Source organism: Streptomyces sp. ISL-99, from assembly GCF_018614005.1.
Taxonomy (GTDB): domain Bacteria; phylum Actinomycetota; class Actinomycetes; order Streptomycetales; family Streptomycetaceae; genus Streptomyces; species Streptomyces flavidovirens.
The window spans coordinates 93,534-114,557 of the sequence record NZ_JAGGPC010000029.1; the positions used below are offsets into that span (position 1 = coordinate 93,534).

Sequence of the window (21,024 nt, forward strand, 5' to 3'; positions counted from 1 at the left end):
GGCGTCCGGGGCGAAGGGCCGAAGGAGCACAAGCGATGGGCGAGGGGTACGCATGACTGACACCGGCCGGGTCCCGGGCGAGGGACTGCCGGAGGACGCAGGCATGGTGGCGCAGCCGGGCATCGCCGCTCCGGACGCGTACGCCTTCCTCGAACCCTCCGAGAGCGCAGCTGAGGACGACGACCTGCTGCTGATGCCGGGCGCGCAGGGCGCGTGGAGCGACCCTCAGGTCGTGCCGGCGCAGCAGGCGGCTCCGCCGATACAGCAGGTGGCGCAGCCCCAGCCCCAGCCTCAGCAGGCGGTGCAGACGTCCGAGGCGCCGCAGGCGCCACAGGCACCCCAGCCGGCGGAAGCTCCCGAGCCGCAGGCGGTATCCGCCCCCGACGGGCAGAGCGCGCCGCAGCGCCCCGAGGCGGCCCAGGCCGCCCAGGCGCAGCCTCAGCCGCAGCCCTTGCCTCAGCCCCACCCTCAGATGGACGGGCCCGGCGCGCACGAGACCGGTGGCCGCGACTCCGGTTCCATCGACCTCAGCGTCGTACGGACTCCGCAGCCGGCGCCCGCGGCGGCCCAGGCGCCCACACCCGCACGCCGTCCGCTGCACCTCGGTCCGCCGGTGCCCGACGCGACCGGCGGCGTCGTACGATCGCTGGCCGACCGCGGACCCGCGGCTGGTGCGACCAGCGCGGCGACGATGCCGCAGAATCCGGCGCCCGTACGGCAGCCTGGCCCGCCGCCGGTCACCGGCCCCGAGTACCTGGACATTCCGAGTGAAGAGGCGGCTGCGCTGCCCGGGCCGCAGCTCGGCATGATTCCGTCACAGGCTGCTATGCCATGGCCTCAGCCACAGGAGTCTCAGGTGTCTCAGGAGATTCCCGCAGAAACAGTCGTTCGGGAGGCTGTAGCTCCGGAATCACAGGCCCAGGTGGCGCCTGAGCCCACACCTGAGCCCGTTCCGGCGCCCGCGCCTGTGGCGGAGGAGGCGGTGACCGCCCCGGCCGCACCGGAGCCGGTGGCCGCCGAGCCGGTCGCCGCCGCCGAGCCGGTTGCTTCGGAGCCCGCTGCTCCCGAGACCGTTGCTGCGGAGCCCGCCGCTCCCGAGACTGTTGCCCACGAAGCCGAGCAGACGGAACCGGAGCCGCCCGAGCAGCAGCAGGCCGAGCAGCAGCAGGCCGAACCGGAGCAGGCCCAGCCACAGCAGCCGCTGGCGCCTCAGGAGCCTCAGGGGCCTCAGACCGTCGGCCAGTTTGTCCCGGTCGAGGGTTCCCGCCCGACCGAGCCGCATCTCGCTCCGGCGCCGGTCGAACAGCCGGCCGCCGAGCCCGTCCCCGAGCCGGTAGCGAAAGCGACCCCGGCCGCTGTTGCCGCCGAGGCAGCACCGGAGCCCGAGGCACCACCGGTGCCGGAGACGGCGCCGGAGCCCGAGTCAGCACCCGAGCCTGAGGCAGCGCCGGAAGCGGAGGTAGCCCCCGCGCCCGCTCCCGCTCCGCAACCCGCCGAGGCTCCGGTTCCTGTACCGGAACCCGAGCCCGTCGCGGTCACGGTCGCCGAGCCGGTGGTCGAGCAGGAGCCCGTGCCCGAACCGGCCGCAGCGGTCATCGAGCCGGAACCGGAGCCGCAACCGCAGCCGGAGCCGGAGTCCCAGCCGGACGCCGCCCCCGTCCCGGAGCAGCTCGCCGAGCCTGCCGCCGAGCCCGTGGCCGCAGCCCCTGCGCCCGTCCTCGTACCCGCGCCGCGCGACGGTGGCCCCGCCGCCGAGCTGCCCGTACAGCAGGGTCCGGAACCGGTGGCCGAACCCGTGCCGGCAGCCGCCGCTGCCCCCGAGCCGGAAGCGATTCCCGAGCCCGAGCCCGAGCCGGTGGTTTCCGAGACCGAGACCGCCACCGCCACCACCGCCCCCGCCCCCGGATACGACGACGCCGAGCGCGAAACTGTCCTTCGGGTCATGCGGGAGCGCCGGGACATCCGTAACGGCTTCCGCAGCGACCCCATCCCGCACGAGGTTCTGCTCCGCGTCCTCGAAGCAGCGCACACCGCGCCGAGCGTCGGCCACTCCCAGCCCTGGGACTTCGTGGTCATCCGCTCCGCCGAGACCCGCCGGACCATGCACGAACTCGCCGTCCGCCAGCGCGACGCGTACGCCAAGTCGCTGCCCAAGGGCCGGGCCAAGCAGTTCAAGGAACTGAAGATCGAGGCCATCCTCGACACCCCAGTGAACATCGTCGTCACCGCCGACCCGACCCGCGGCGGCCGCCACACCCTGGGCCGCCACACGCAGCCGCAGATGGCGCCGTATTCCTCCGCGCTCGCAGTCGAGAACCTCTGGCTCGCGGCCCGCGCCGAAGGGCTGGGCGTCGGCTGGGTCAGCTTCTTCGACGAGCGCGAGATGGTCCGCGCCCTGGGCCTGCCCGAGCACCTCGAAGTAGTCGCGTACCTCTGCGTCGGCTACGTCGACGAGTTCCCAGAAGAACCCGAGCTGATGCAGGCGGGCTGGTCCAAGCGCCGACCGCTCTCCTGGGTCGTCCACGAGGAGACGTACGGCCGACGCGCCCTGCCGGGCGAGGAGCCGCACGACCTCCTCCAGGAAACCGTCTCCAACATCCGCCCCCTGGACGCCAAGGCGCTCGGCGAGGCGTGGGAACGCCAGAAGCGGATGACGAAGCCGGCGGGCGCGCTGGGCATGCTGGAGATCATTTCTGCGCAGCTGAGCGGCCTGTCCCGGATGTGCCCGCCCCCGATCCCGGAACCGGCGGCGGTCGCGATCTTCGCGGGCGACCACGGCGTACACGCCCAGGGCGTCACGGCTTGGCCCCAGGAGGTGACCTCCCAAATGGTCGCCAACATCCTCGGCGGCGGTGCGGTCTGCAACGCCTTCGCGAGCCAGGTCGGGGCGGAGGTCTGCGTGGTGGACGTCGGTGTGGCGGGCGAACTGCCCTCCACCCCGGGCCTGTTGCCCCGCAAGGTGCGCGCGGGCACGGCCGACTTCACGACAGGCCAGGCCCTCACCCACGAGGAGGTGCTCGCCGCGATCGAGGTGGGCATCGAGACGGCGCGCGATCTGGTGGCGGCGGGCAACAAGGCGCTGGTCACCGGCGAGATGGGCATCGCCAACACCACGGTGTCGGCCGCTCTGATCGCCGTGTACACGGGCCAGGATCCGGCTGAGATCACTGGCCGCGGTACGGGCATCAACGACGAGATGCACGCCCGCAAGGTGGACGTCGTACGCCGTGCCCTGGAGCTCCATCAGCCGGACCCGGCGGATCCGATCGGTGTCCTGGCGGCGGTCGGCGGCCTGGAACACGCGGCGCTGGTCGGTTTCGTGCTCGGCGGAGCGTCACTGCGTACGCCGGTGATCCTGGACGGCGTGAGCGCGGGAGCGGCGGCGCTGGTGGCCCGCGCGATCGCCCCCGAGTCGCTGGCGGCCTGCATCGCGGGCCACCGCAGCGCGGAGCCGGGCCACGTGGCCGCCCTCAACAAGCTGGGTCTGCGTCCGCTGGTGGACCTGGACCTCCGCCTGGGCGAGGGCACGGGCGCGCTGCTGGCGCTCCCGGTCGTCCAGAGCGCGGCGAGGGCGATGCACGAGGTGGCCACGTTCGACTCGGCCGGAGTAACCGAGAAGTAGCCCGCACGCAGCCGCAGGCCGTGCCCCCGCTCATGCGCGGGGGCACGGCCTTCTGCCCCGTCCCCGCGCAATCTGACCGTGTGCGGGACACAGGGGCCGAGCGGGCCCGCAGCGCCCCGGGATCACTGCCCGAGGTGCCGGGAGGGGACGTGTCGGGGCGCTCCCCGCAGGGTGTCGAACGCAACGAGTCCGCACATACGCAGCAGTACCCGAACGTTCGGCACCCGAGGAGACGCCCCGACGCGTCCCCGACCCAACGCCCCTGGTACGTGGCCCCGCCCCCGGGACGCGGCCCCGACCCCACGCCCGCCGCGACGCGGCCCCGACCAATGGCCCCCGCTCCACGGCCGCCCCCGCCCCCAGTGACCTCGCCGTCCCCGGCCCGTAAGGTATTCGCGGGGGCACCGAACCCCGCCCCACCAGCCGCTTCACCGTCGCAGCGGCGCAAGGCCCCAGGCCAACGCCCAAAGCCAAGGCACCCAAGCCAAGGCCCCAAGCCAGGCCGCGAAGCCACAGAGCGGCGAAGCCGCAAGCCGCACCCACCTCCCCGCCCCGAGGAGCCGCACGCCATGACCGCGCCGCACGCCGCCGCAGGCGACCCGTACCCCGCCTACCCCGTCGGACTCCGCCTCGCCGGCCGGCGCGTCGTCGTCATCGGCGGCGGTCAGGTCGCCCAGCGCCGCCTCCCCGCGCTCATCGCGACCGGCGCCGACATCGTCCTCGTTTCGCCGTCCGCCACCCCCTCCGTAGAGGCGATGGCAGAAGCGGGTGAGATCCGCTGGGAGCGCCGCCCGTACGCCGAAGGGGACCTGGCCGACGCCTGGTACGCCCTGATCGCGTCCACCGACACCGCCGCCAACGCCGCCGCCTCCGCCGAAGCCGAACGCACCCGCACCTGGTGCGTCCGCTCCGACGACGCCGACGCCGCCACCGCCTGGACCCCCGCCACCGGCCGCTCCGAAGGCGTGACGGTGGCCGTCCTCACCAGCGGCGGCCCCGACCCCCGCCGCACGGCCGCCGTACGCGACGCCATCGTCGAGGGCCTGCGCGACGGCACCCTCGTCGCCCCTCACCACCGCACCCGCACCGCCGGCGTCGCCCTCGTCGGCGGCGGCCCCGGCGACCCGGACCTGATCACGGTCCGCGGCCGCCGCCTCCTCGCCGAGGCCGACGTCGTCATCGCCGACCGCCTCGGTCCGCGCGACCTCCTCGACGAACTCCCGCCGCACGTGGAGGTGATCGACGCCGCGAAGATCCCGTACGGCCGCTTCATGGCCCAGGAGGCCATCAACAACGCGCTCATCGAGCACGCAAAGGCGGGCAAGGCGGTCGTACGTCTCAAGGGCGGCGACCCCTTCGTCTTCGGCCGCGGCATGGAGGAGGCGCAGGCGCTCGCCGAGGCCGGCATCCCGTGCACCGTGGTCCCCGGCATCTCCAGCTCCATCAGCGTCCCCGGCGCGGCCGGGATCCCCGTCACCCACCGCGGCGTCGCGCACGAGTTCACGGTGATCAGCGGCCACGTCGCCCCCGAGGACCCGCGTTCCCTCGTCGACTGGAAGGCGGTCGCGGGCCTGCGCGGCACGCTCGTACTCCTCATGGCCGTCGAGCGGATCGGCGCGATCGCCGCGGCCCTGACGACGTACGGCCGCTCACCCGAGACGCCCGTGGCGATCATCCAGGAAGGCACGATGGCCGCCCAGCGCCGCGTGGACGCGACGCTCGCGACGGTCGCGGAGAAGGCCAGGGCCGAGGACGTACGCCCGCCGGCCGTCATCGTCATCGGCGACGTGGTCAACGTAGGACCGAAGCAAACAAACTAAGGCCGAGCAAGGCGCATATGACGCACAGCCCCCCGTAACCGGAACTCGTAACCTCCGGTAACCCAGCCCCCGCCCCGCCCGTTGGCACCGCACCCACGACAAGGCAGTATCACCCTGTGGCCGATCTCATCACCATCGACGACCCCGACGACCCGCGCCTGCGCGACTACACGGGCCTGACCGACGTCGAGCTCCGGCGCAGGCGCGAGCCCGTCGAGGGTCTCTTCATCGCCGAGGGCGAGAAGGTCATCAGGCGTGCCAGGCACGCCGGTTACGAGATGCGGTCGATGCTGCTCTCCGCCAAGTGGGTCGACGTCATGCGCGACGTCATCGACGAGGTCCCGGCCCCGGTGTACGCCGTGAGCCCGGACCTCGCCGAGCGCGTCACCGGCTACCACGTGCACCGCGGCGCCCTCGCCTCGATGCAGCGCAGGCCCCTCCCGACCGCCGAGGACCTGCTCGCGACGGCCCGCCGGGTCGTCGTCATGGAGGCGGTCAACGACCACACCAACATCGGCGCGATCTTCCGCAGCGCCGCCGCCCTCGGCATGGACGCCGTGCTGCTCTCCCCGGACAGCGCCGACCCGCTCTACCGCAGGTCGGTCAAGGTCTCCATGGGGGCCGTCTTCTCGGTGCCGTACGCCCGCCTGGAGTCCTGGCCCAAGGACCTGGAGAAGGTACGGGAGGCGGGCTTCAAGCTCCTCGCCCTCACCCCCGACGAGAAGGCCTCGGCCATCGACGAGGCGGCCCCGCACCGTCTCGACCGGGTGGCGCTGATGCTCGGGGCGGAGGGTGACGGTCTGTCCAGGCAGGCGCTCGTCGCCGCCGACGAGTGGGTCCGTATCCCGATGGCACACGGCGTCGATTCGCTGAATGTCGGCGCGGCAGCCGCGGTCGCGTTCTACGCGGTGGCGACTGGCCGCCCGCAGTCCTGAACTGGAGACCGGCCTCCCCAGCGAGACCGCGCCGCCGCGGTGAGGCCGACCGCCCGGTGAGGCCGACCGCCCGGTGAGGCCGACCGCCCGGTGAGACCGGCCGCCCCGGTGAGACCGGTCGGCTCAGTGATCGCAGTGCAGTCGGCTCAGTGATCGTGGCCGCCCCGGTGCGAGCCGCCGGGGCTCAGAGGGCCCGCGGGCCCTCCTGGGCCGGCTGCCGCTCCACCTCATGTGTTACGCCGAGGCTCCTGGCCGGACCTTGACACCCCTGCGCCGCCGTGATGCCCAGCGCAACCAGCAGCGTCACCACGACGAAGACGACGAGGCGCTGCCGGAGCAGCCTCGGGTTCGCCAGACGCCGCCCGGCCGATGTCGTTCTGGCCCCCGTCCTGGTTCCGGGCCGCCCGTTCGTACGACCGCCTGAACGCGTGGTACTGCGCCCGGCCGACGGGCGTGAACCCGACCGCGGCATCGACGCGCGCGGAGCCTGCGCGCGCGGCGCGGGCGTACCCGCCGCGCGCCCCCGCTCGGTGTCCTGCTCGACGTACCGATCGGTGAGCCGCCCGGTGGGCCGGTCGTGATCGGCGCGCGCCGAGTGCGGCCGCGCCTCGCCGACACCCTGGGCCTCCCGCGCCGCGATCTCCTTGAGCCGCATGGAGAGCTGCAGCGTGCTGGGCCGTTCCTCCGGATCCTTGGCGAGACAAGCCCGCACCAGCGGCGCGAGGGCGTCGGGCACGCCGTAGAGCTGCGGTTCCTCGTGCACCACGCGGTACAGCATCACCTCCGAACTGCCTTGCCCGAAGGGGGAGTCGGCCGTCGCGGCGTACGCCAGCGTGGCCCCGAGGGCGAACACGTCCGTGGCCGGCGTGACCGCCGCGCCGCGCACCTGCTCGGGGGCCAGGAAGCCGGGGGAGCCCACCGCCGTTCCCACATGCGTGAGGGTGCTCGCACCGGTCGCCCAGGCGATGCCGAAGTCGATGATGCGCGGGCCCTTGGGCGACAGCAGGATGTTCGACGGCTTGAGGTCGCGGTGGACCACACCGGCCTCGTGCACGGCCACCAGCCCCTCCGACAGCGCCGCACCGATGGCAGCCACGTCGCAGGCCGTCAGCGGACCCTCTTCGGCCACCTTGTCGTGCAGTGAGGGCCCCGGTACGTACTGGGTCGCGAACCACGGCCGGTCCGCCTCCAGGTCGGCCGCCACCAGCCGTGCCGTACAGCCGCCCCGGATCCGCCGCGCGGCGGACACCTCGCGCGCGAAGCGCGACCTGAACTCCTGATCCTCCGCCAGGTCCGGCCGGATCACCTTCAGAGCGACGCGCTGGCCGCGGCGGTCCGAGCCCAGGTAGACGACGCCCATGCCGCCCGCCCCGAGCCGCCGGTGAAGCCTGAACGAGCCGACGACACGCGGGTCCTCGCGCCGGAGCCGCATCATCGCCATGTCCGTCCCCTACCTCTGGTGGGGCCTCCCCCACGCCGCTGCTGACCGGTCCGTCCGACGTCGCACAGCTTACGTACCTGCGGCCCGGTGTGCTCATAGGCCGCGCCCTCGCGAATCGATCGATTGTCAGTGCCGGGTGGGAAACTTGAAGAGTGGTCAGGGGGCGGCCGATCCGCCGTCCCCGGCCCGTGCGAGATCTCAAAGGTCCGTCGCAGAAGGGGGATTGGATCAATGAAGGGCGATCGCGTGGAGATAGTGGTCGACGCGGGAGACACGACGCGTACGTACGAGGTGGTGGCCTCCCGGGCAGGCCGACGGGTGGAAACCGCGGTCCGCAGGGGAGTGGTCGAAGTGAGCGAAGTCACCCGAAGCGGCTCTGTGGTACGCACGGCGCGCTTCATGGCGACCAGGGTGCTCGCCCTGGTCGAACAGCCGGTCCCGAGGGAGGACGCCTCAGAACAACCCCCACGCCAGTAGCGTCCCCTCGGGGAAGACCCCAAGAGGCAGCGCCGTCTCTCCACCCTGGGGAGTACGCCGCCGGGTGGCGGCTCATCCTCCGGGAGGCCCGGCAATCAGTACGCGGGCATGACGCCCCGGTCGTGACGCGCGCCTAGTGTTGAGGTCAAGCGGCGGGTGAAGCACTCGTCCCCCGAGGTCAGACACCCGCCGCTGCCAACTTGCGACAGGAGAGGGACCATGGCGGACACGGCATCGCGGACGATGATCCGTACGCAGGGACGCAGGGCATTCGCCTCGTTCGGCGGCCGCCCGTCAGGCACGCGCCACCCCCTGGTGGCGACGGCCATGGTCCTTCCTTTCGCGGCGCTGCTCGTCCTCCTCTTCGGAGGCTGGGAAGCAGTGGTCACACAGGCGTCGTCCGTGGGCGTGATGCTCGGGCGCTGAGCGGCGCCCACGGCCCGGTAGAGCGGACCGGGCCAGGACATCCGGCCATTTCAAAACCCCGTGGGGACGGGGGTGCGGCGGACGGCTGCGTTTGCCCGGACAGCTGGGGAGCTGTCCGGGCAACGCCTTTTTCCCTACCGGGTGGCAGCGCGCCATTGACGCCGGGGGTGCCTGCGGCGGGCCTGTTCCCCGCCCCGCCCCTTCCCGGCTGTGACATGTGCGGCTCCGCCGCGTGGGGCGCTGCCCCAACCCCCACTCCTCAAACGCCGGAGGGGCTGGATGGTGCAGCTGAGTGGGAATGTGCCCCGCTGGGGAGGCGCGTGCCCCGCTGCGCGGGCATAACCAGCCTGTCCGGCGTTTGAGGACACGCCCGGAGGGCGTCCGGGGTCTGGGGCTTGCCCTCACGCGGCGGAGCCGCACATGTCACAGCCGGGAAGGGGCGGGGTGGGGAAAGGCCCAGCGCAGCGCCTAGGCTGCCGGGCGGCACCGCACCGCACACCCCGGGGGGACCGTGACCGTATCCGTCGCGCAAGCGCTGACCGCGGTCGCGCACGACGCCACTCCCCGGCCCGCCCGGACGCCCCGCGGCCACCGGACCACGCCCCCCACCTGCCCCTGCCCATGCCCCCGCCCCGACATCCTGGCCGACAGGCCGGACGGCACGGTCGTACGTCACGGCGACGTCGTCGCCAAGTCCCACGCACCCGACACGGACCCCGCTGCCCTCACCGCACGTATCGCCGTCGCCGGACATCCACTCCTCGCCGGCATCCTCCTGCCCCCTCTGCCCGTACCCACTGCCGAGCAAGGGGGCCCCTTCACCACCGTGCTGCACGGCCGGCCCCTCACCCTGTGGCCGTACGGCACACCCGTCGACCCCGAGGACCCGGACGCCGCCCCCTGGGAGGACGCCGCGACCCTCCTCGCCCGGCTGCACGCGATCGCACCCGGCGCGCTCCAACTCCCCGCGCCGCTCCCGCCCATGCGCGGCCCGGCGAAGGCGGCCCGCGCCATCGCGCGCATGCGGGCGGCGGCAGACCCGCACCCCGCCACCGCCACCGCCACCGCCACGACAGCCGTACTCCGCGCCTGGGCCGGACTGCCGGCCTGGGCCCGCGACGAAGCCCCGCCGCCGCCCCGCCGCGCGGCTCTGTGCCACGGCGACCTCCACCTCGGCCAGCTGGTCCGGCACTCGGCCGACGCCCCGAGCGCCGACGCCCCGAGCACCGGCGCCCCGAGCACGGACCGCTGGCTGCTGATCGACGTGGACGACATGGGCATCGGCGACCCCGCCTGGGACCTGGCCCGCCCCGCCGCCTGGTACGCCGCGGGCCTGCTCGCGCCCGACGTCTGGGTCCGCTTCCTCGGCGCGTACCGGTCCGCGGGCGGAACGGCCGTACGCCCCGACGGTGACCCCTGGCCCCAACTCGACGTCCCCGCCCGCGCCCTGACCGTCCAGACCGCCGCCCTCGCCCTCGCCAAGTCCGCCGCCGAGAACCGGCCGCTGGACGAGGTGGAGGAAATGATGATCGAGGCCTGCGCCCGTATCGCCTCGCTGCCGCCCGAGTTGGAGTGCGAAGCCACGTCGTAGGGTGAACGGACCGTCGCCGGGCATGCATTCCGGCGATGCCGAACCGACGGCGAGGAGTTGACCCGACCATGCAGTGCCCCAAGTGCCACACGCCCATGCACACGTACAACCGCAACGGTGTCCAGATCGAGCAGTGCAGTGGTTGCCGCGGGATCTTTCTCGACTACGGCGAACTGGAATCACTGACCCGCCTCGAGTCGCAGTGGACGCAGCAGGCCCCGCCCCCGCCGCCGGCCCCGCAGGCTTACCCCGCAGCGCCCGCACCCGCCTGGGGCGCCCCGCAGCACGGACACCACGGCGGTCACCACGGCGGCCACCACGGCGGACACCGTCAGAAGGGCTTCGGCCGGATGCTCTTCTCGTCCTGACCACGCACACGCACACGAAGCAGCCCCGGCCGTGGTCACGGCCGGGGCTGCTTACCGGTGGTGCGCGATACTGGGATTGAACCAGTGACCTCTTCCGTGTCAGGGAAGCGCTCTCCCGCTGAGCTAATCGCGCGAGGGGTCATTCAGTTGATCTTGCGGTCCCGCACACTGCGTCATCCTGCATACTGCGTCATCCTGCGAACTGCGTGCGCGATACTGGGATTGAACCAGTGACCTCTTCCGTGTCAGGGAAGCGCTCTCCCGCTGAGCTAATCGCGCGGGACGGACACCCGTTTCCGGGGATCCAGTGGACGATACTGGGATTGAACCAGTGACCTCTTCCGTGTCAGGGAAGCGCTCTCCCGCTGAGCTAATCGTCCTTGGAGGTGGAGACGGGATTTGAACCCGTGTAGACGGCTTTGCAGGCCGTTGCCTCGCCTCTCGGCCACTCCACCAGGAGTGCATACAGGGGGTCGGGAAGATCCCCCACACCGAGCGGACGACGAGATTCGAACTCGCGACCCTCACCTTGGCAAGGTGATGCTCTACCAACTGAGCCACGTCCGCTTGTCTTACCGGGGCGTTCCGTGTCCCGGCGACGTGTTGAACTCTAGCGGATTCCGGGGCCAGTACAAAAACGCGTTTGTGCAGCGTGCTGCGCTGCCTCCGCCCCGGCGCAGGTCATCGCGGTCCGCTCTAGACTCGGGGCCGTGCACGACCTTCCCCCTTTGGCCCGCTTCGGCGGCCTTGTCGCCTCCGATCTGCGCGATGTGACCAGCGATCCCGCCGCACTCGACTCCGCCGGCTTCTGGGCCGTCACCGCGGACTTCGAGGGCGGGCTCGTCTGCGCCCGCTTCGGCGACGTACGCGCCGAGCCGGTCCCCGCCCCCGTACCCGGCGCCTGGCGCGGGCCCGCCGCCGGTGACTGGGTGTCGTCGATGGACCGCGCCGCGTACACGGCCGGTGTACGCCGCATCCGCGAGCACATCGCGGCCGGCGAGGTCTACCAGGCCAACCTCTGCCGCGTACTGACCGCGCCCCTGCCCGACCGGGCGGGTGCCTGCGCCGACGTCGACGCGCTCACCGCCCTGCTGGCCCGGGGCAATCCGGCGCCGTACGCAGGAACGATCCGGCTGCCCGCGCACGGCGTCGAGATAGCCACCGCGTCCCCCGAGCTCTACCTGCGGCGCGACGGACGGACCGTCGAGTCGGGGCCGATCAAGGGCACCGGGCGCACGGCCGGTGATCTCCTGGAGAAGGACCACGCCGAGAACGTCATGATCGTCGACCTGGTCCGCAACGACCTGGGGCGGGTCGCCGTCCCCGGCTCCGTGACCGTTCCGGAGCTCTGCGTGGTCGAACCACACCCCGGCCTCGTCCACCTCGTCTCCACCGTGCGCGCCGACCTCGCGCCGCGCGCCGGCTGGGCCGAGCTGCTCGCGGCGACGTTCCCGCCCGGCTCGGTGACGGGGGCGCCCAAGTCCAGCGCCCTCACGATCATCGAGGCGCTGGAGGCCGCACCGCGCGGTCCGTACTGCGGAGGCATCGGCTGGGTCGACGCCGACCGGGGCACCGGCGAGCTGGCCGTCGGCATACGTACCTTCTGGATCGACCGCACCGTCCCCGGCGGTCCGGTCCTCAGGTTCGGTACGGGCGCGGGCATCACCTGGGGCTCCGACCCCGAGCGCGAGTGGGAGGAGACCGAACTGAAGGCCGCCAGGCTCCTCGCGGTAGCGTCGGGCACGTACCGGGAGATGGGAAGGACCGCGTCATGAAACTTTGGGTCGACGGCGGGCTGCAGGATGCGGCGACCGCCAGGGTGTCCGTACTCGATCACGGTCTCACCGTGGGGGACGGCATCTTCGAGACGGTGAAAGCGACCGCGGGACGGACCTTCGCCCTCACCCGGCACCTGGAGCGGCTCGCCCGCTCGGCGCGCGGTCTCGGGCTGCCCGAGCCCGATCTCGACGAGGTACGCCGCGCCTGCGCCGCCGTCGTGGACGCCAACCCCATGAAGCTCGGCCGGCTGCGGATCACCTACACCGGCGGCCTCTCGCCGCTCGGCTCCGAGCGCGGGGACACCGGCCCCACCCTGATCGTCGCCCTGGGGGAGGCCGGCCGCCGCCCCGACAGCACCGCGGTGATCACCGTCCCCTGGACCCGCAACGAGCGCGGCGCACTCACCGGCCTCAAGACGACGTCGTACGCCGAGAATGTCGTCGCCCTGGCCCGCGCCCGCGAACAAGGCGCCTCCGAGGCGCTGTTCGCGAACACCGTCGGGCAGCTCTGCGAGGGCACGGGCTCCAATGTCTTCGTCGTACTCGAAGGGCGGCTGCTCACCCCGCCGGTCTCCTCCGGCTGCCTCGCCGGCATCACGCGCGCCCTGGCCGTCGAATGGACGGGCGCCGAGGAGGCCGACCTGCCCCTGGACGTACTGGAGCGGGCCGACGAGGTCTTCCTGACCTCCACGCTGCGCGATGTGCAGGCGGTGCACCGGATCGACGGCCGCCAACTGCCGGGCGCGCCGGGCCCGGTGACGGCCAAGGCCATGCGCGTCTTCGACGAGCGGGCAGCCTCGGACCTGGACCCGTAAAGCGCCCGGAATTTCTGATGACGGGTGGCCGTCAGGCGGGTACAACTCCCCTGATGACCACAACTCTGCGGCCGGCAGCGCCGCTTCAGCAGGGCGTCGACGGCGCCAGGTCGCGCACGTACGACGTGTGCGTGAACAGCCGCCCGGTAGGTGCCGTCGAGCTGTCCACGGACCCTCGCCACGGGCCCGGCGTCGGCCGTATCGACGGGCTGCGCGTCGACGAGGCCGACCGGCGCCGGGGGAGGGCGACGGTCGCCGCGCTCGCGGCCGAGGAGGTGCTGCGCGGCTGGGGATGCCGTCGCGTGGAGATCTCCGTCCCGGCCGGGGCGGCGGCCGCGCGGCGCATGGCCGCCGCGCTCGGCTACACCGAACGCGGCCGCAATATGACCAAACCGCTGCCCGCCCGGCCCCCCGCGCTGCCCGAAGGCGTCGTGGGCAGGCCGATGAGCCAAGCCGAGTTCGAGACCTGGCTCGACCGCACCAAGGCAGGTTTCGTACGGTCCCTGACCGCGCGCGGCTACTTTGAGGAGGCGGCGCGCGCCAAGGCCGAAGCCGACCACCGGGCCGCTCTCGCCGGCGGAATCGACACCCCCGACACCTACCTGGGCGCTCTCGTCCGCGGCGGCGCGGTGGTGGGCACGCTGTGGCTGGCACTGCGCCATCCGCATCCCGGCGAGAGCGGGGCGTACGTCTTCGACGTCGAGGTGGCCGAGGAGCACCGGGGGCAGGGGCTGGGGCGCGCGCTGCTGCTGCTCGCCGAGCGTGAGGCGCTGGCGGCCGGGACCGAACGCATAGGCCTCAACGTCTACGCGGACAACACCCCGGCCCTGCGGCTGTACGCATCACTGGGCTACGAGCCGGTGTCGTACCACCTCTACAAGCAACTGCTCTGAGACCTGCGCGGGTCAGGCGAGCAGCCGGTCGACGATCTCCTCGATGCGCTCGCGCAGCCCTTCCTGGCTCTTGCCGCCGTCCAGCCGCTCGCCGTCGATGACGTACGTCGGCGTGCCCGTGACGCCGATGGCCTTGCCCTCGGCCTGGTCGGCGTCGACGATCAGGAGGTGCCTGCCGTCGATCAGGGCGGTGTCGAACTCCTCGGCGTCAAGACCCAGTCCGGCCGCGACCTCCAGCAGGAGGGGCTCGCCCTTCGCCGCCAGCTCCTCGGTACGGGCGAGGACCGCTTCCACGTACGGCCATCCCTTGCCCTGGTCGACGGCCTCTTCGGCGGCCTGCGCGGCGGCGTAGGCGTGCTTGTGCTTCTCCAGGGGGAAGTGGCGCAGGCGTACGTCGAGCCGGTCGCCGTAACGCTCGCGCAGGGCGCGCACGTCGTCCAGCGCGGCGTGGCAGTCGGGGCACTGGAGCTCGCACCAGATGTCGAGGACGACGGGGCGGGCGGGAGAGGAGTCGGTCATGGGCCCAGTCTCCCAGCCCGGCAGGCAGGCCCCCAACCGGGAATCGGGAAACCGGGAGACCCGGGAAACCGGGACCTGGGGAGGAGGGCTCCCCCGGATATGTCCCTGAGGTCGTACGGCGGCGTGGCCCGGGCGGCACCGTCCGGTGCAGGATGGAGGGGAACGTACACCCCTGGGGCTGGAGGACCGGATGCTGGCAGAGACGATCTGTTCCGCGGCGTCGGCGGCCGGTCTGGGCATCGCCGCGATCACCGCCTACCGCAAGCGGTTCCTGGCCGCGACACGTATCGCCGCCTACTCGCTGGTGCCGGTCGGCCTGGTGATGGCCGGCGTCGTCGAGTGGGTTTCGGGCATCGCCTTCAAGCCGGAGGTCTGGGCGGGCTTCGGCCTGCTCGGCCTTTCCTGGCTGCTCTTCATGACGACCCGGGTGGTGGAGCGCCGCAGCGGCGGCACCCGCAAGGAGCGCAGGGCCGCGCGGGCGGCGCAGCGCGAAGCGGTCGCCCCGCGGGCGTCCGCGCCGTCGCCCGGCGCGGGCCTCCCGGCGGCCGCGCGGCAGCAGCAGCCTCAGCCCAAGGGGGCGAAGCCGCAGCCGAAGGCCACCGGGGCGGACGAGGACTTCAGCGACATCGAAGCGATCCTGAAGAAGCACGGCATCTGAAACCGAAACCTGGCAACTTGGACGCCGAACCGATCACTCGCAGATCACGCACGGCCAAGATCTGCGGAACTCCCGCCGCAGGTGGGCGTGTTGGTCGTCGGAGGTGCCCGGGCTGCGTCATGATCGGCCCGAGATGCTGGACACATCCCGGGGCGAAGCCCCCGCACCCACCGAAGAACCGCGCGGCTGCCTCTTCGCGCTTTCCCAGCCACCCCTGATGATCTTCCTCGGGGTGATCGGCTTCCTGCTGCTGATGGCCGCGATGCACGACCTCTTCCTGCTGTGAGGCCCGCGTTCCCTGCGGTGCCTCAGCCCGCGGCTTCCTTACGCCGTGCCCGGTACGCCGCCACGTGCAGCCGGTTCCCGCAGGTGCGGCTGTCGCAGTAGCGGCGGGACCGGTTGCGCGACAGGTCGACGAAGGCCCGCCGGCAGTCCGGCGCCTCGCAGCGGCGCAGTCGTTCCTGCTCGCCGGAGACCACGATGAACGCCAGCGCCATCCCGCAGTCCGCCGCGAGATGGTCGGCGACCGAGGCGCCCGGCGCGAAGTAGTGCACGTGCCAGTCGAAGCCGTCGTGATCGGTCAGCCGCGGCGTGGTGCCGGCCGCCGCCACGAGCTGGTTGATCAGCTCCGCGCAGGTGCGGGGGTCGGGCGCCGCGAACACGTCCGCGAAGCGCCCTCGCACGTCCCGTACGGCCCTGAGATCCGCCTCGGTGAGCGTTCCGACGTCGCTGACGTGATGGAGCCGTACGAAGCCGTACAGCGCCTCAAGGCCGGCGAGCCGGTCGTCCTGGTCACTCTCCGGCGCCGTGTTCACGAGATCGACGACGACGTCGAGGGCGCGCCTGGTGTCGTGGGGGATCAGCACGATTCGCTCCCTGGCCTGCTGCGGGCGGGCGCCCGCAGATGCCGGTCGACTTTAGCGGCTCGTGCGCGCGGCGCACCGGCGCCGTCCCCGCGGTGGAATCCGAGGAGACGGCGCCGATGTATACCGTGTTCCGTATGCAGTTGTCCGCCCCGCGCCGTCGCCCCGAGTCGGACGGCGTTGGGTGGCTCTCGGCCTGGCTCAGTTCTCCGCCAGGATGTGTGAGAGTTCCGTGTCGAGATCGAAGTGACGATGCTCGGTGCCCGGTGGTACCGCGGCGTCCGTCCGCTTCAGGAACGACTCCAGGGCCCGCGCCGGGGCTTCGAGCAAGGCTTCTCCTTCCGGGGAGCTCAGAGCGATGCACACGACGCCCTGGCCATGACTGCGGGACGGCCAGACTCTGACGTCGCCGGTACCGGTGGGCCGGTGAAGGCCCTCGGCGAGGAGATCGCGGGCGAACACCCACTCGACGGTCTCCTCGGCTCCGGTGTGGAAGGTGGCATGCACGGCGTAGGGATCGGCCGTGTCATACCGCAGGCCCGCGGGTACAGGCAGTGATGACTCGCTCGACACTACGAGGCGCAGGTGCAGCTCGCAGCTGACCGTGGTGTTCATAAGCGCCAGGGCCTTTCGCTCAGTGTGCGCTCGGGGATTCGCACGTCGGCGAAATCGACATGCCACCTACGGTGTCGTTGTAAACCCCTCTGACCTTTTTGCGGCTCTTCAGGTACCCCTTGCGGCGGAGTAATGCTTGAGGCTGTACGACCATTCCGGCCACGCGATTCTGTCCGGTAGGTTGGGCCTTATGAATGCGGAGAGTAACGAGCGGGAAGAGGTCGTCGATCCGGCGGCCACAGTGCCCGCCACGGGGGGCGTCACCGGGGACGAGCGAGAGCTGGGTTCGCGGGCGCCGCAGATCATCAAGCGTCACCGGACGCTCCACCTGAGCTGGCAGGTCGGCGTGTTCGTCATCGGCCTGGCGGTCGTGGCGGCGGGCATCGTCATGCTGCCACTGCCGGGGCCCGGCTGGCTGGTGATCTTCGGCGGCATGGCGATCTGGGCGACGGAGTTCGTGTGGGCGCAACTGGTGCTGCGCTGGACGAAACGGAAAGTCACCGAGGCGGCCCAGAAGGCGCTCGATCCCAAGGTCCGCCGACGCAACATGATCCTCACCACGATCGGACTGGTGATCGTCGCCGTACTGGTCGGGATCTACGTCTGGAAGTTCGGCCTCGCGATGCCGTGGAACATCGAGCAGTGACCGGTAAACGGTTCGGGGGACCCGCTGACATGGGGTAATGTTTGCGGAGCGCCGGGGCGATTAGCTCAGTGGGAGAGCGCTTCGTTCACACCGAAGAGGTCACTGGTTCGAACCCAGTATCGCCCACCCGGACCGAAGGCCCGGAAGACGAAAGTCTTCCGGGCCTTCGCCGTTCCCGGGGGCCGGGAACGGCGCTCCTCAGCGCATCCGGCCCAGGGTCTCCCGCAGCCGGCGCGCGTCGCGCAGGCGCTGCTCGTACGTCGCGCCGACCGCCAGCAGCAGCAGGCCCGCGACGGCCGGCGGCAGCCAGCGAGGGAGAGCTCCGACCACTTGGACGACGTACGGCGCGAGCTCGTGCAGCGTGACCAGGACGAGCGCCGCCGACCCCAGCACCAGCGGCGCCTGGAGCCGGTGCCTGGCGCCCGTGAGGGTCACGGCCAGGGCCGCCGCCCCGAGGAGCAGCGGGCGCAGCCAGTGCTGATCGCCCCAGGCGGCGATCAGGCTCGGCAGGAGGGTCGCGGCGAGACCGGGGCCGTACGCCGTCCAGGACGAGGCCGCGGGGTCGCGGCGCCGCCGCAGTACGCCGGTCACCAGCGCCGGGACGGTGACGGGCAGCGTGTACGCCTCGGGCGTGACCACGTCCGAGGCGCCGAGGCGGGCCCAGGTGGCCAGCACGAAGAACACGGCCGCCGCGTAACCGACCGGGCGCCGGTCGGCCCGTACGGCCGTGCCCGCCGCGATGACTCCGCACAGGGCCAGGACCAGGGCGAGGACCGGCGCGTGGCCCGCCGCGAGCCCGATCGCGAGCAGCCCGGCCCCGGCGCCCGCGACCTCCAGGGGCAGGGCGGTGATGTGCCCGCGGATACGGGCGGCGAGCGCGGCGGCCGCCGTGGGGACGGCGAGGATTACCAGGGCGGCCTGGTGCGGCGCGAGCTCGCAGGAGGCGGCGACGGCCCCGGTCAGCCCGGTCGCGTACACGGTGGCCGCCACGGCGGCCACCGGTGGTGTGACGGATCCCTTCGCGAGCACGGCGGCCGCACCGAACAGCGGCAGAAGGACGCCGAGCACGGCGAGGGTGGCGGCCTGCGCGGCCAGGGACAGCAGCGAGACGGAGACCGCCGACGCGAGAGCGCAGGCGAGCGCGGTGAGCGCGAGCGGCGCGCCGGGTGCCGTGGCGGCGCCGGTGAGGGACGGGCGTACCGCCAGGGCAAGGGGCGCGGCGGTCAGCAGCACGTACAGCGTTACGGCCGCCGGGTAGCCGAAGCCCAGCGCCGCCGGGGTGGCGTACGCCGCCGCCCACGCCAGGGCCAGGGCCGCACAGGCCGCCCGGCTCCGCCAGGCGGAGCCGGGAGCGGTCGGGCGGCGCCCCGCCGCGACGGCGACGGCGGCCACGGTCAGCAGTACCAGCGGGGCCGCGGCCGTCCAGGACCACGGAGCTTCGGAGGACAGCGCCGCACGGACGCCGGCCGGGGCACCGGACCAGGCGCGCTCCACCCAGGCGGCGGGGCCCAGCAGGCTCACCGCGACCGGCGGCAGCGCCCACAGGGTGCCCGCGGCCAGCACGGCACCGGACGAACCGGCCAGACCCAGCGCCATGGCCCGCGGCAGACCCGCCCGTACGACGGCCAGCAGGGCCACGGCGCACAGCACGTACACGGGCACCGCCCACGCGCCCGGAACGGCGGGACGCAGCACGCCGCCGACGGCGGCCAGCACGGCGAGCCCGGCCACGGCGGAGGACGCGACGGCATGCGGCGACCATCCGGCGGCCTGCGACGGCGCCGGGCCGTGCGGCGCGGGGGCCCCGCTGTCCGGGTACGACGCGCCAGTGCGCGGCGAGGGGGCGTGGTTGTCCGGCGCGGGTGCCTCGTGGGGCGTCGGCGCGGTCGGGTGCGGCGCGGGGGCCCCGTTCTCCGGTGACGGTGTCGCCGTCTGGGGGGTGGGTGTTTCGCCCGCTGCCGGCGCGGCGGGCTGTGGCGCGCCGGCCGGGGTCCGCCAGGCGGCGAAGAGGGCCAGGGCTGCGATCGCCAGCAGCAGCGCGCCGGGACGCAGCGCGTCGGAGGAGCCGGCCGCCGCCAGCGACATGGCGCCGGCACTGAGCAGCGCCCCCGCACCCGTCAGCCACGCTCCGGCGCATGCCAACGGGCGCACCCGCCCCGTGCCCCACAGGGCCACGGCGACGTCGAACGCGGCCGTCGCCAGCAGGGCACCGGTGAGCGTCAGCGGACCCGCGCCGGCGGCCAGCGCCCAGAGGACGAGCGGGAGTTGAGCGGTGATCAGCGCGGCGGGCAGCGGCAGCCGCAGCCGGCCGAAGCCCAGACCGTACGCAGCCCAGAGCGCCGCCAGCGCCGCCGAGCTGATCGCCGTGTACGCGAGACCGTCCGTGTCCGGCGCCGCCACGCGGTGCACGGCATACGCGTCGAGCACCGTGAGGGCGAGGCCGAGCGCGGCCACCGACTCGGCGGTCGAGACGAGCCCGCGGCGCAGCAGCAGAGCCGGCGCGGCCAGCGCCAGGGCCGTCACGGCGCCCAGCACCGCCGCGCGGCCGCCGATGCCCATGTGGCCCCAGCTGACCAGCGTGAACGCGACCGCTGCGATCGTCAGCAGGATGCCGCCGAGGGTCAGCAGCACGTTCTGCGCACTGCGCGGCGAGGCGTCCCGTGGGGCGCGCGGGGTCTGCGGCGCGTGGTCCGCGCCGAAGGCCGGAGCGGGCGGCGAGAAGGGGTTCTGCGGCGCGGCGGCCTGCTGCATGACACTCAGCAGCCAGGCCCTGCGCGCCAGCAACTGGGCGCGACGGGCTTCGATGTGGCCCAGTTCGCGGTCGAGGATCACCAATTCCTCGGCGGGCGGTGGTGCGTTCTCCATGGTCAGGAGTGTGGCGCCCGACACACGCCGCGGCATGGGTGCGGATACTCAGATCACCGGTGAGTACGCATGGACCCGCGTGGCGCGCGCAGACTTCAGGGCATGGACTGGAGTCATTACCGCTTCCGCAGCGTGTGGGACCTGCCCGCCCCGCCCGGCGCGGTCTACACCGCCCTGGAACAGATCGACGCGTACCCCGGGTGGTGGCCACAGGTGCGACGGGTCACGCGCCTCGACGACAGCACCGGCATCGTCCGGGTGCGTTCCTTCCTGCCGTACGCACTCGAAGTCACCGTTCACGAGAAGCTGCGCGCACCGGAAACCGGCGTACTGGAAGTGGCCATGACCGGCGACATGGACGGCTGGGCGCGCTGGACCGTGCGGCCCCGCGGCAGCGGCGGCACGCGCGCCGTCTATGAGCAGGAAGTGAATGTGCGCAAGGCGCTGGTGCGCCGGTTCGCCGTAGTCGGGCGCCCGTTGCTCATCGCCAATCACGCGCTGATGATGCGGGGCGGGCGGCGCGCGCTCGCGGCCGCCCTCGCGGTTTGAACCGACCCCGTGCGGGGTTGTATGGTTCAGTCCGTTCCCGGGCGATTAGCTCAGTGGGAGAGCGCTTCGTTCACACCGAAGAGGTCACTGGTTCGAAACCAGTATCGCCCACCCGGGGAAGGCCGGTCCGTCACCGACGGACC

19 protein-coding genes and 7 tRNA genes are annotated in these 21,024 nt (G+C 72.9%); 16 read left to right on the forward strand and 10 right to left on the reverse strand.

Annotated features, from left to right (window positions below; translation table 11 throughout):
• Positions 1-52 precede the first annotated feature (52 nt).
• The 3 genes from cobT (at position 53) to J7E91_RS18055 (ending at position 6,377) form a co-directional block, all read left to right on the forward strand.
• A complete protein-coding gene (cobT, locus tag J7E91_RS18045) occupies positions 53-3,622 on the forward strand; it encodes a nicotinate-nucleotide--dimethylbenzimidazole phosphoribosyltransferase (RefSeq protein ID WP_214905587.1) in 3,570 nt (1,189 codons plus the stop codon).
• Between the two features lie 569 nt (positions 3,623-4,191).
• Complete coding sequence (gene cobA / locus J7E91_RS18050) at positions 4,192-5,442, forward strand: uroporphyrinogen-III C-methyltransferase (protein ID WP_214905590.1); 1,251 nt, start codon at positions 4,192-4,194, stop codon at positions 5,440-5,442.
• A gap of 116 nt (positions 5,443-5,558) precedes the next feature.
• The gene (locus J7E91_RS18055; RefSeq protein ID WP_214905594.1) at positions 5,559-6,377 is read left to right on the forward strand and encodes an RNA methyltransferase; all 819 of its coding nucleotides are present in this window, start codon (positions 5,559-5,561) and stop codon (positions 6,375-6,377) included.
• 184 nt (positions 6,378-6,561) lie between these two features.
• On the opposite strand, the gene J7E91_RS18060 is transcribed toward J7E91_RS18055, so the two are convergent.
• Positions 6,562-7,818: a serine/threonine-protein kinase gene (locus J7E91_RS18060; protein ID WP_214905597.1), complete on the reverse strand. Its 1,257-nt coding sequence runs from the start codon at positions 7,816-7,818 to the stop codon at positions 6,562-6,564.
• Between the two features lie 231 nt (positions 7,819-8,049).
• On the opposite strand from J7E91_RS18060, the gene J7E91_RS18065 reads away from it, so the two are divergent.
• From J7E91_RS18065 to J7E91_RS18080, 4 genes are all read left to right on the forward strand, one after another.
• Positions 8,050-8,295 carry a hypothetical protein gene (locus tag J7E91_RS18065; protein WP_214905599.1) on the forward strand — a complete coding sequence of 82 codons (246 nt, stop codon included), beginning with the start codon at positions 8,050-8,052 and terminating at the stop codon, positions 8,293-8,295.
• Positions 8,296-8,514: 219 nt separating this feature from the next.
• Entirely contained in the window at positions 8,515-8,721 is a 207-nt protein-coding gene (locus J7E91_RS18070; RefSeq protein ID WP_214905603.1) for a hypothetical protein, read from the forward strand.
• 511 nt (positions 8,722-9,232) lie between these two features.
• Entirely contained in the window at positions 9,233-10,312 is a 1,080-nt protein-coding gene (locus tag J7E91_RS18075; protein WP_214905606.1) for an aminoglycoside phosphotransferase family protein, read from the forward strand.
• 68 nt (positions 10,313-10,380) lie between these two features.
• Positions 10,381-10,680 carry a zf-TFIIB domain-containing protein gene (locus J7E91_RS18080; protein WP_214905609.1) on the forward strand — a complete coding sequence of 100 codons (300 nt, stop codon included), beginning with the start codon at positions 10,381-10,383 and terminating at the stop codon, positions 10,678-10,680.
• 58 nt (positions 10,681-10,738) lie between these two features.
• On the opposite strand, the gene J7E91_RS18085 is transcribed toward J7E91_RS18080, so the two are convergent.
• The 5 genes from J7E91_RS18085 to J7E91_RS18105 all read right to left on the reverse strand — a co-directional run bounded on the left by J7E91_RS18085 (position 10,739) and on the right by J7E91_RS18105 (position 11,247).
• Positions 10,739-10,813: transfer RNA gene (locus tag J7E91_RS18085), tRNA-Val, on the reverse strand.
• Between the two features lie 74 nt (positions 10,814-10,887).
• A tRNA-Val gene (locus J7E91_RS18090) sits at positions 10,888-10,959 on the reverse strand.
• 29 nt (positions 10,960-10,988) lie between these two features.
• Positions 10,989-11,060, reverse strand: a tRNA-Val gene (locus J7E91_RS18095).
• Between the two features lies 1 nt (position 11,061).
• Positions 11,062-11,135, reverse strand: a tRNA-Cys gene (locus J7E91_RS18100).
• A 39-nt stretch (positions 11,136-11,174) separates the two neighbouring features.
• A tRNA-Gly gene (locus J7E91_RS18105) sits at positions 11,175-11,247 on the reverse strand.
• A gap of 143 nt (positions 11,248-11,390) precedes the next feature.
• Here J7E91_RS18105 and J7E91_RS18110 point away from each other — a divergent pair.
• The 3 genes from J7E91_RS18110 to J7E91_RS18120 are packed head-to-tail and all read left to right on the forward strand — an operon-like array spanning position 11,391 to position 14,166.
• The gene (locus J7E91_RS18110) at positions 11,391-12,455 is read left to right on the forward strand and encodes a chorismate-binding protein (RefSeq protein WP_214905612.1); all 1,065 of its coding nucleotides are present in this window, start codon (positions 11,391-11,393) and stop codon (positions 12,453-12,455) included.
• Complete coding sequence (locus J7E91_RS18115; protein ID WP_214905615.1) at positions 12,452-13,273, forward strand: aminotransferase class IV; 822 nt, start codon at positions 12,452-12,454, stop codon at positions 13,271-13,273. The genes J7E91_RS18110 and J7E91_RS18115 overlap by 4 nt, the downstream gene beginning before the upstream one ends.
• Positions 13,274-13,326: 53 nt before the next feature.
• Positions 13,327-14,166: a GNAT family N-acetyltransferase gene (locus J7E91_RS18120; RefSeq protein ID WP_214905618.1), complete on the forward strand. Its 840-nt coding sequence runs from the start codon at positions 13,327-13,329 to the stop codon at positions 14,164-14,166.
• A 12-nt stretch (positions 14,167-14,178) separates the two neighbouring features.
• Here the strand turns inward: J7E91_RS18120 and J7E91_RS18125 are convergent, their stop codons facing one another.
• Positions 14,179-14,685 (reverse strand): DsbA family protein, encoded by a 507-nt coding sequence (locus J7E91_RS18125; protein WP_214905621.1) that lies wholly within the window; start codon positions 14,683-14,685, stop codon positions 14,179-14,181.
• A 190-nt stretch (positions 14,686-14,875) separates the two neighbouring features.
• On the opposite strand from J7E91_RS18125, the gene J7E91_RS18130 reads away from it, so the two are divergent.
• Both J7E91_RS18130 and J7E91_RS18135 read left to right on the forward strand, forming a co-directional pair.
• The gene (locus J7E91_RS18130) at positions 14,876-15,343 is read left to right on the forward strand and encodes a hypothetical protein (protein ID WP_214905623.1); all 468 of its coding nucleotides are present in this window, start codon (positions 14,876-14,878) and stop codon (positions 15,341-15,343) included.
• Positions 15,344-15,476: 133 nt separating this feature from the next.
• The gene (locus J7E91_RS18135) at positions 15,477-15,629 is read left to right on the forward strand and encodes a hypothetical protein (RefSeq protein ID WP_167368049.1); all 153 of its coding nucleotides are present in this window, start codon (positions 15,477-15,479) and stop codon (positions 15,627-15,629) included.
• A 22-nt stretch (positions 15,630-15,651) separates the two neighbouring features.
• Here the strand turns inward: J7E91_RS18135 and J7E91_RS18140 are convergent, their stop codons facing one another.
• Both J7E91_RS18140 and J7E91_RS18145 read right to left on the reverse strand, forming a co-directional pair.
• Positions 15,652-16,209, reverse strand: coding sequence for a CGNR zinc finger domain-containing protein (locus J7E91_RS18140; RefSeq protein ID WP_214905626.1), 558 nt, complete (start codon positions 16,207-16,209; stop codon positions 15,652-15,654).
• Between the two features lie 198 nt (positions 16,210-16,407).
• Positions 16,408-16,821, reverse strand: coding sequence for an SsgA family sporulation/cell division regulator (locus tag J7E91_RS18145; protein ID WP_003987206.1), 414 nt, complete (start codon positions 16,819-16,821; stop codon positions 16,408-16,410).
• 190 nt (positions 16,822-17,011) lie between these two features.
• On the opposite strand from J7E91_RS18145, the gene J7E91_RS18150 reads away from it, so the two are divergent.
• Together J7E91_RS18150 and J7E91_RS18155 are read left to right on the forward strand one after the other, a co-directional pair.
• The gene (locus tag J7E91_RS18150) at positions 17,012-17,467 is read left to right on the forward strand and encodes a TIGR02611 family protein (RefSeq protein ID WP_214905629.1); all 456 of its coding nucleotides are present in this window, start codon (positions 17,012-17,014) and stop codon (positions 17,465-17,467) included.
• 54 nt (positions 17,468-17,521) lie between these two features.
• Positions 17,522-17,593, forward strand: a tRNA-Val gene (locus J7E91_RS18155).
• Positions 17,594-17,665: 72 nt separating this feature from the next.
• Here the strand turns inward: J7E91_RS18155 and J7E91_RS18160 are convergent.
• Positions 17,666-20,332: an SCO7613 C-terminal domain-containing membrane protein gene (locus J7E91_RS18160; protein ID WP_214905632.1), complete on the reverse strand. Its 2,667-nt coding sequence runs from the start codon at positions 20,330-20,332 to the stop codon at positions 17,666-17,668.
• 102 nt (positions 20,333-20,434) lie between these two features.
• On the opposite strand from J7E91_RS18160, the gene J7E91_RS18165 reads away from it, so the two are divergent.
• Both J7E91_RS18165 and J7E91_RS18170 read left to right on the forward strand, forming a co-directional pair.
• Positions 20,435-20,881: an SRPBCC family protein gene (locus J7E91_RS18165; protein WP_214905635.1), complete on the forward strand. Its 447-nt coding sequence runs from the start codon at positions 20,435-20,437 to the stop codon at positions 20,879-20,881.
• Between the two features lie 39 nt (positions 20,882-20,920).
• Positions 20,921-20,992 (forward strand) — tRNA-Val (locus tag J7E91_RS18170).
• The last annotated feature ends 32 nt before the right edge of the window (positions 20,993-21,024 follow it).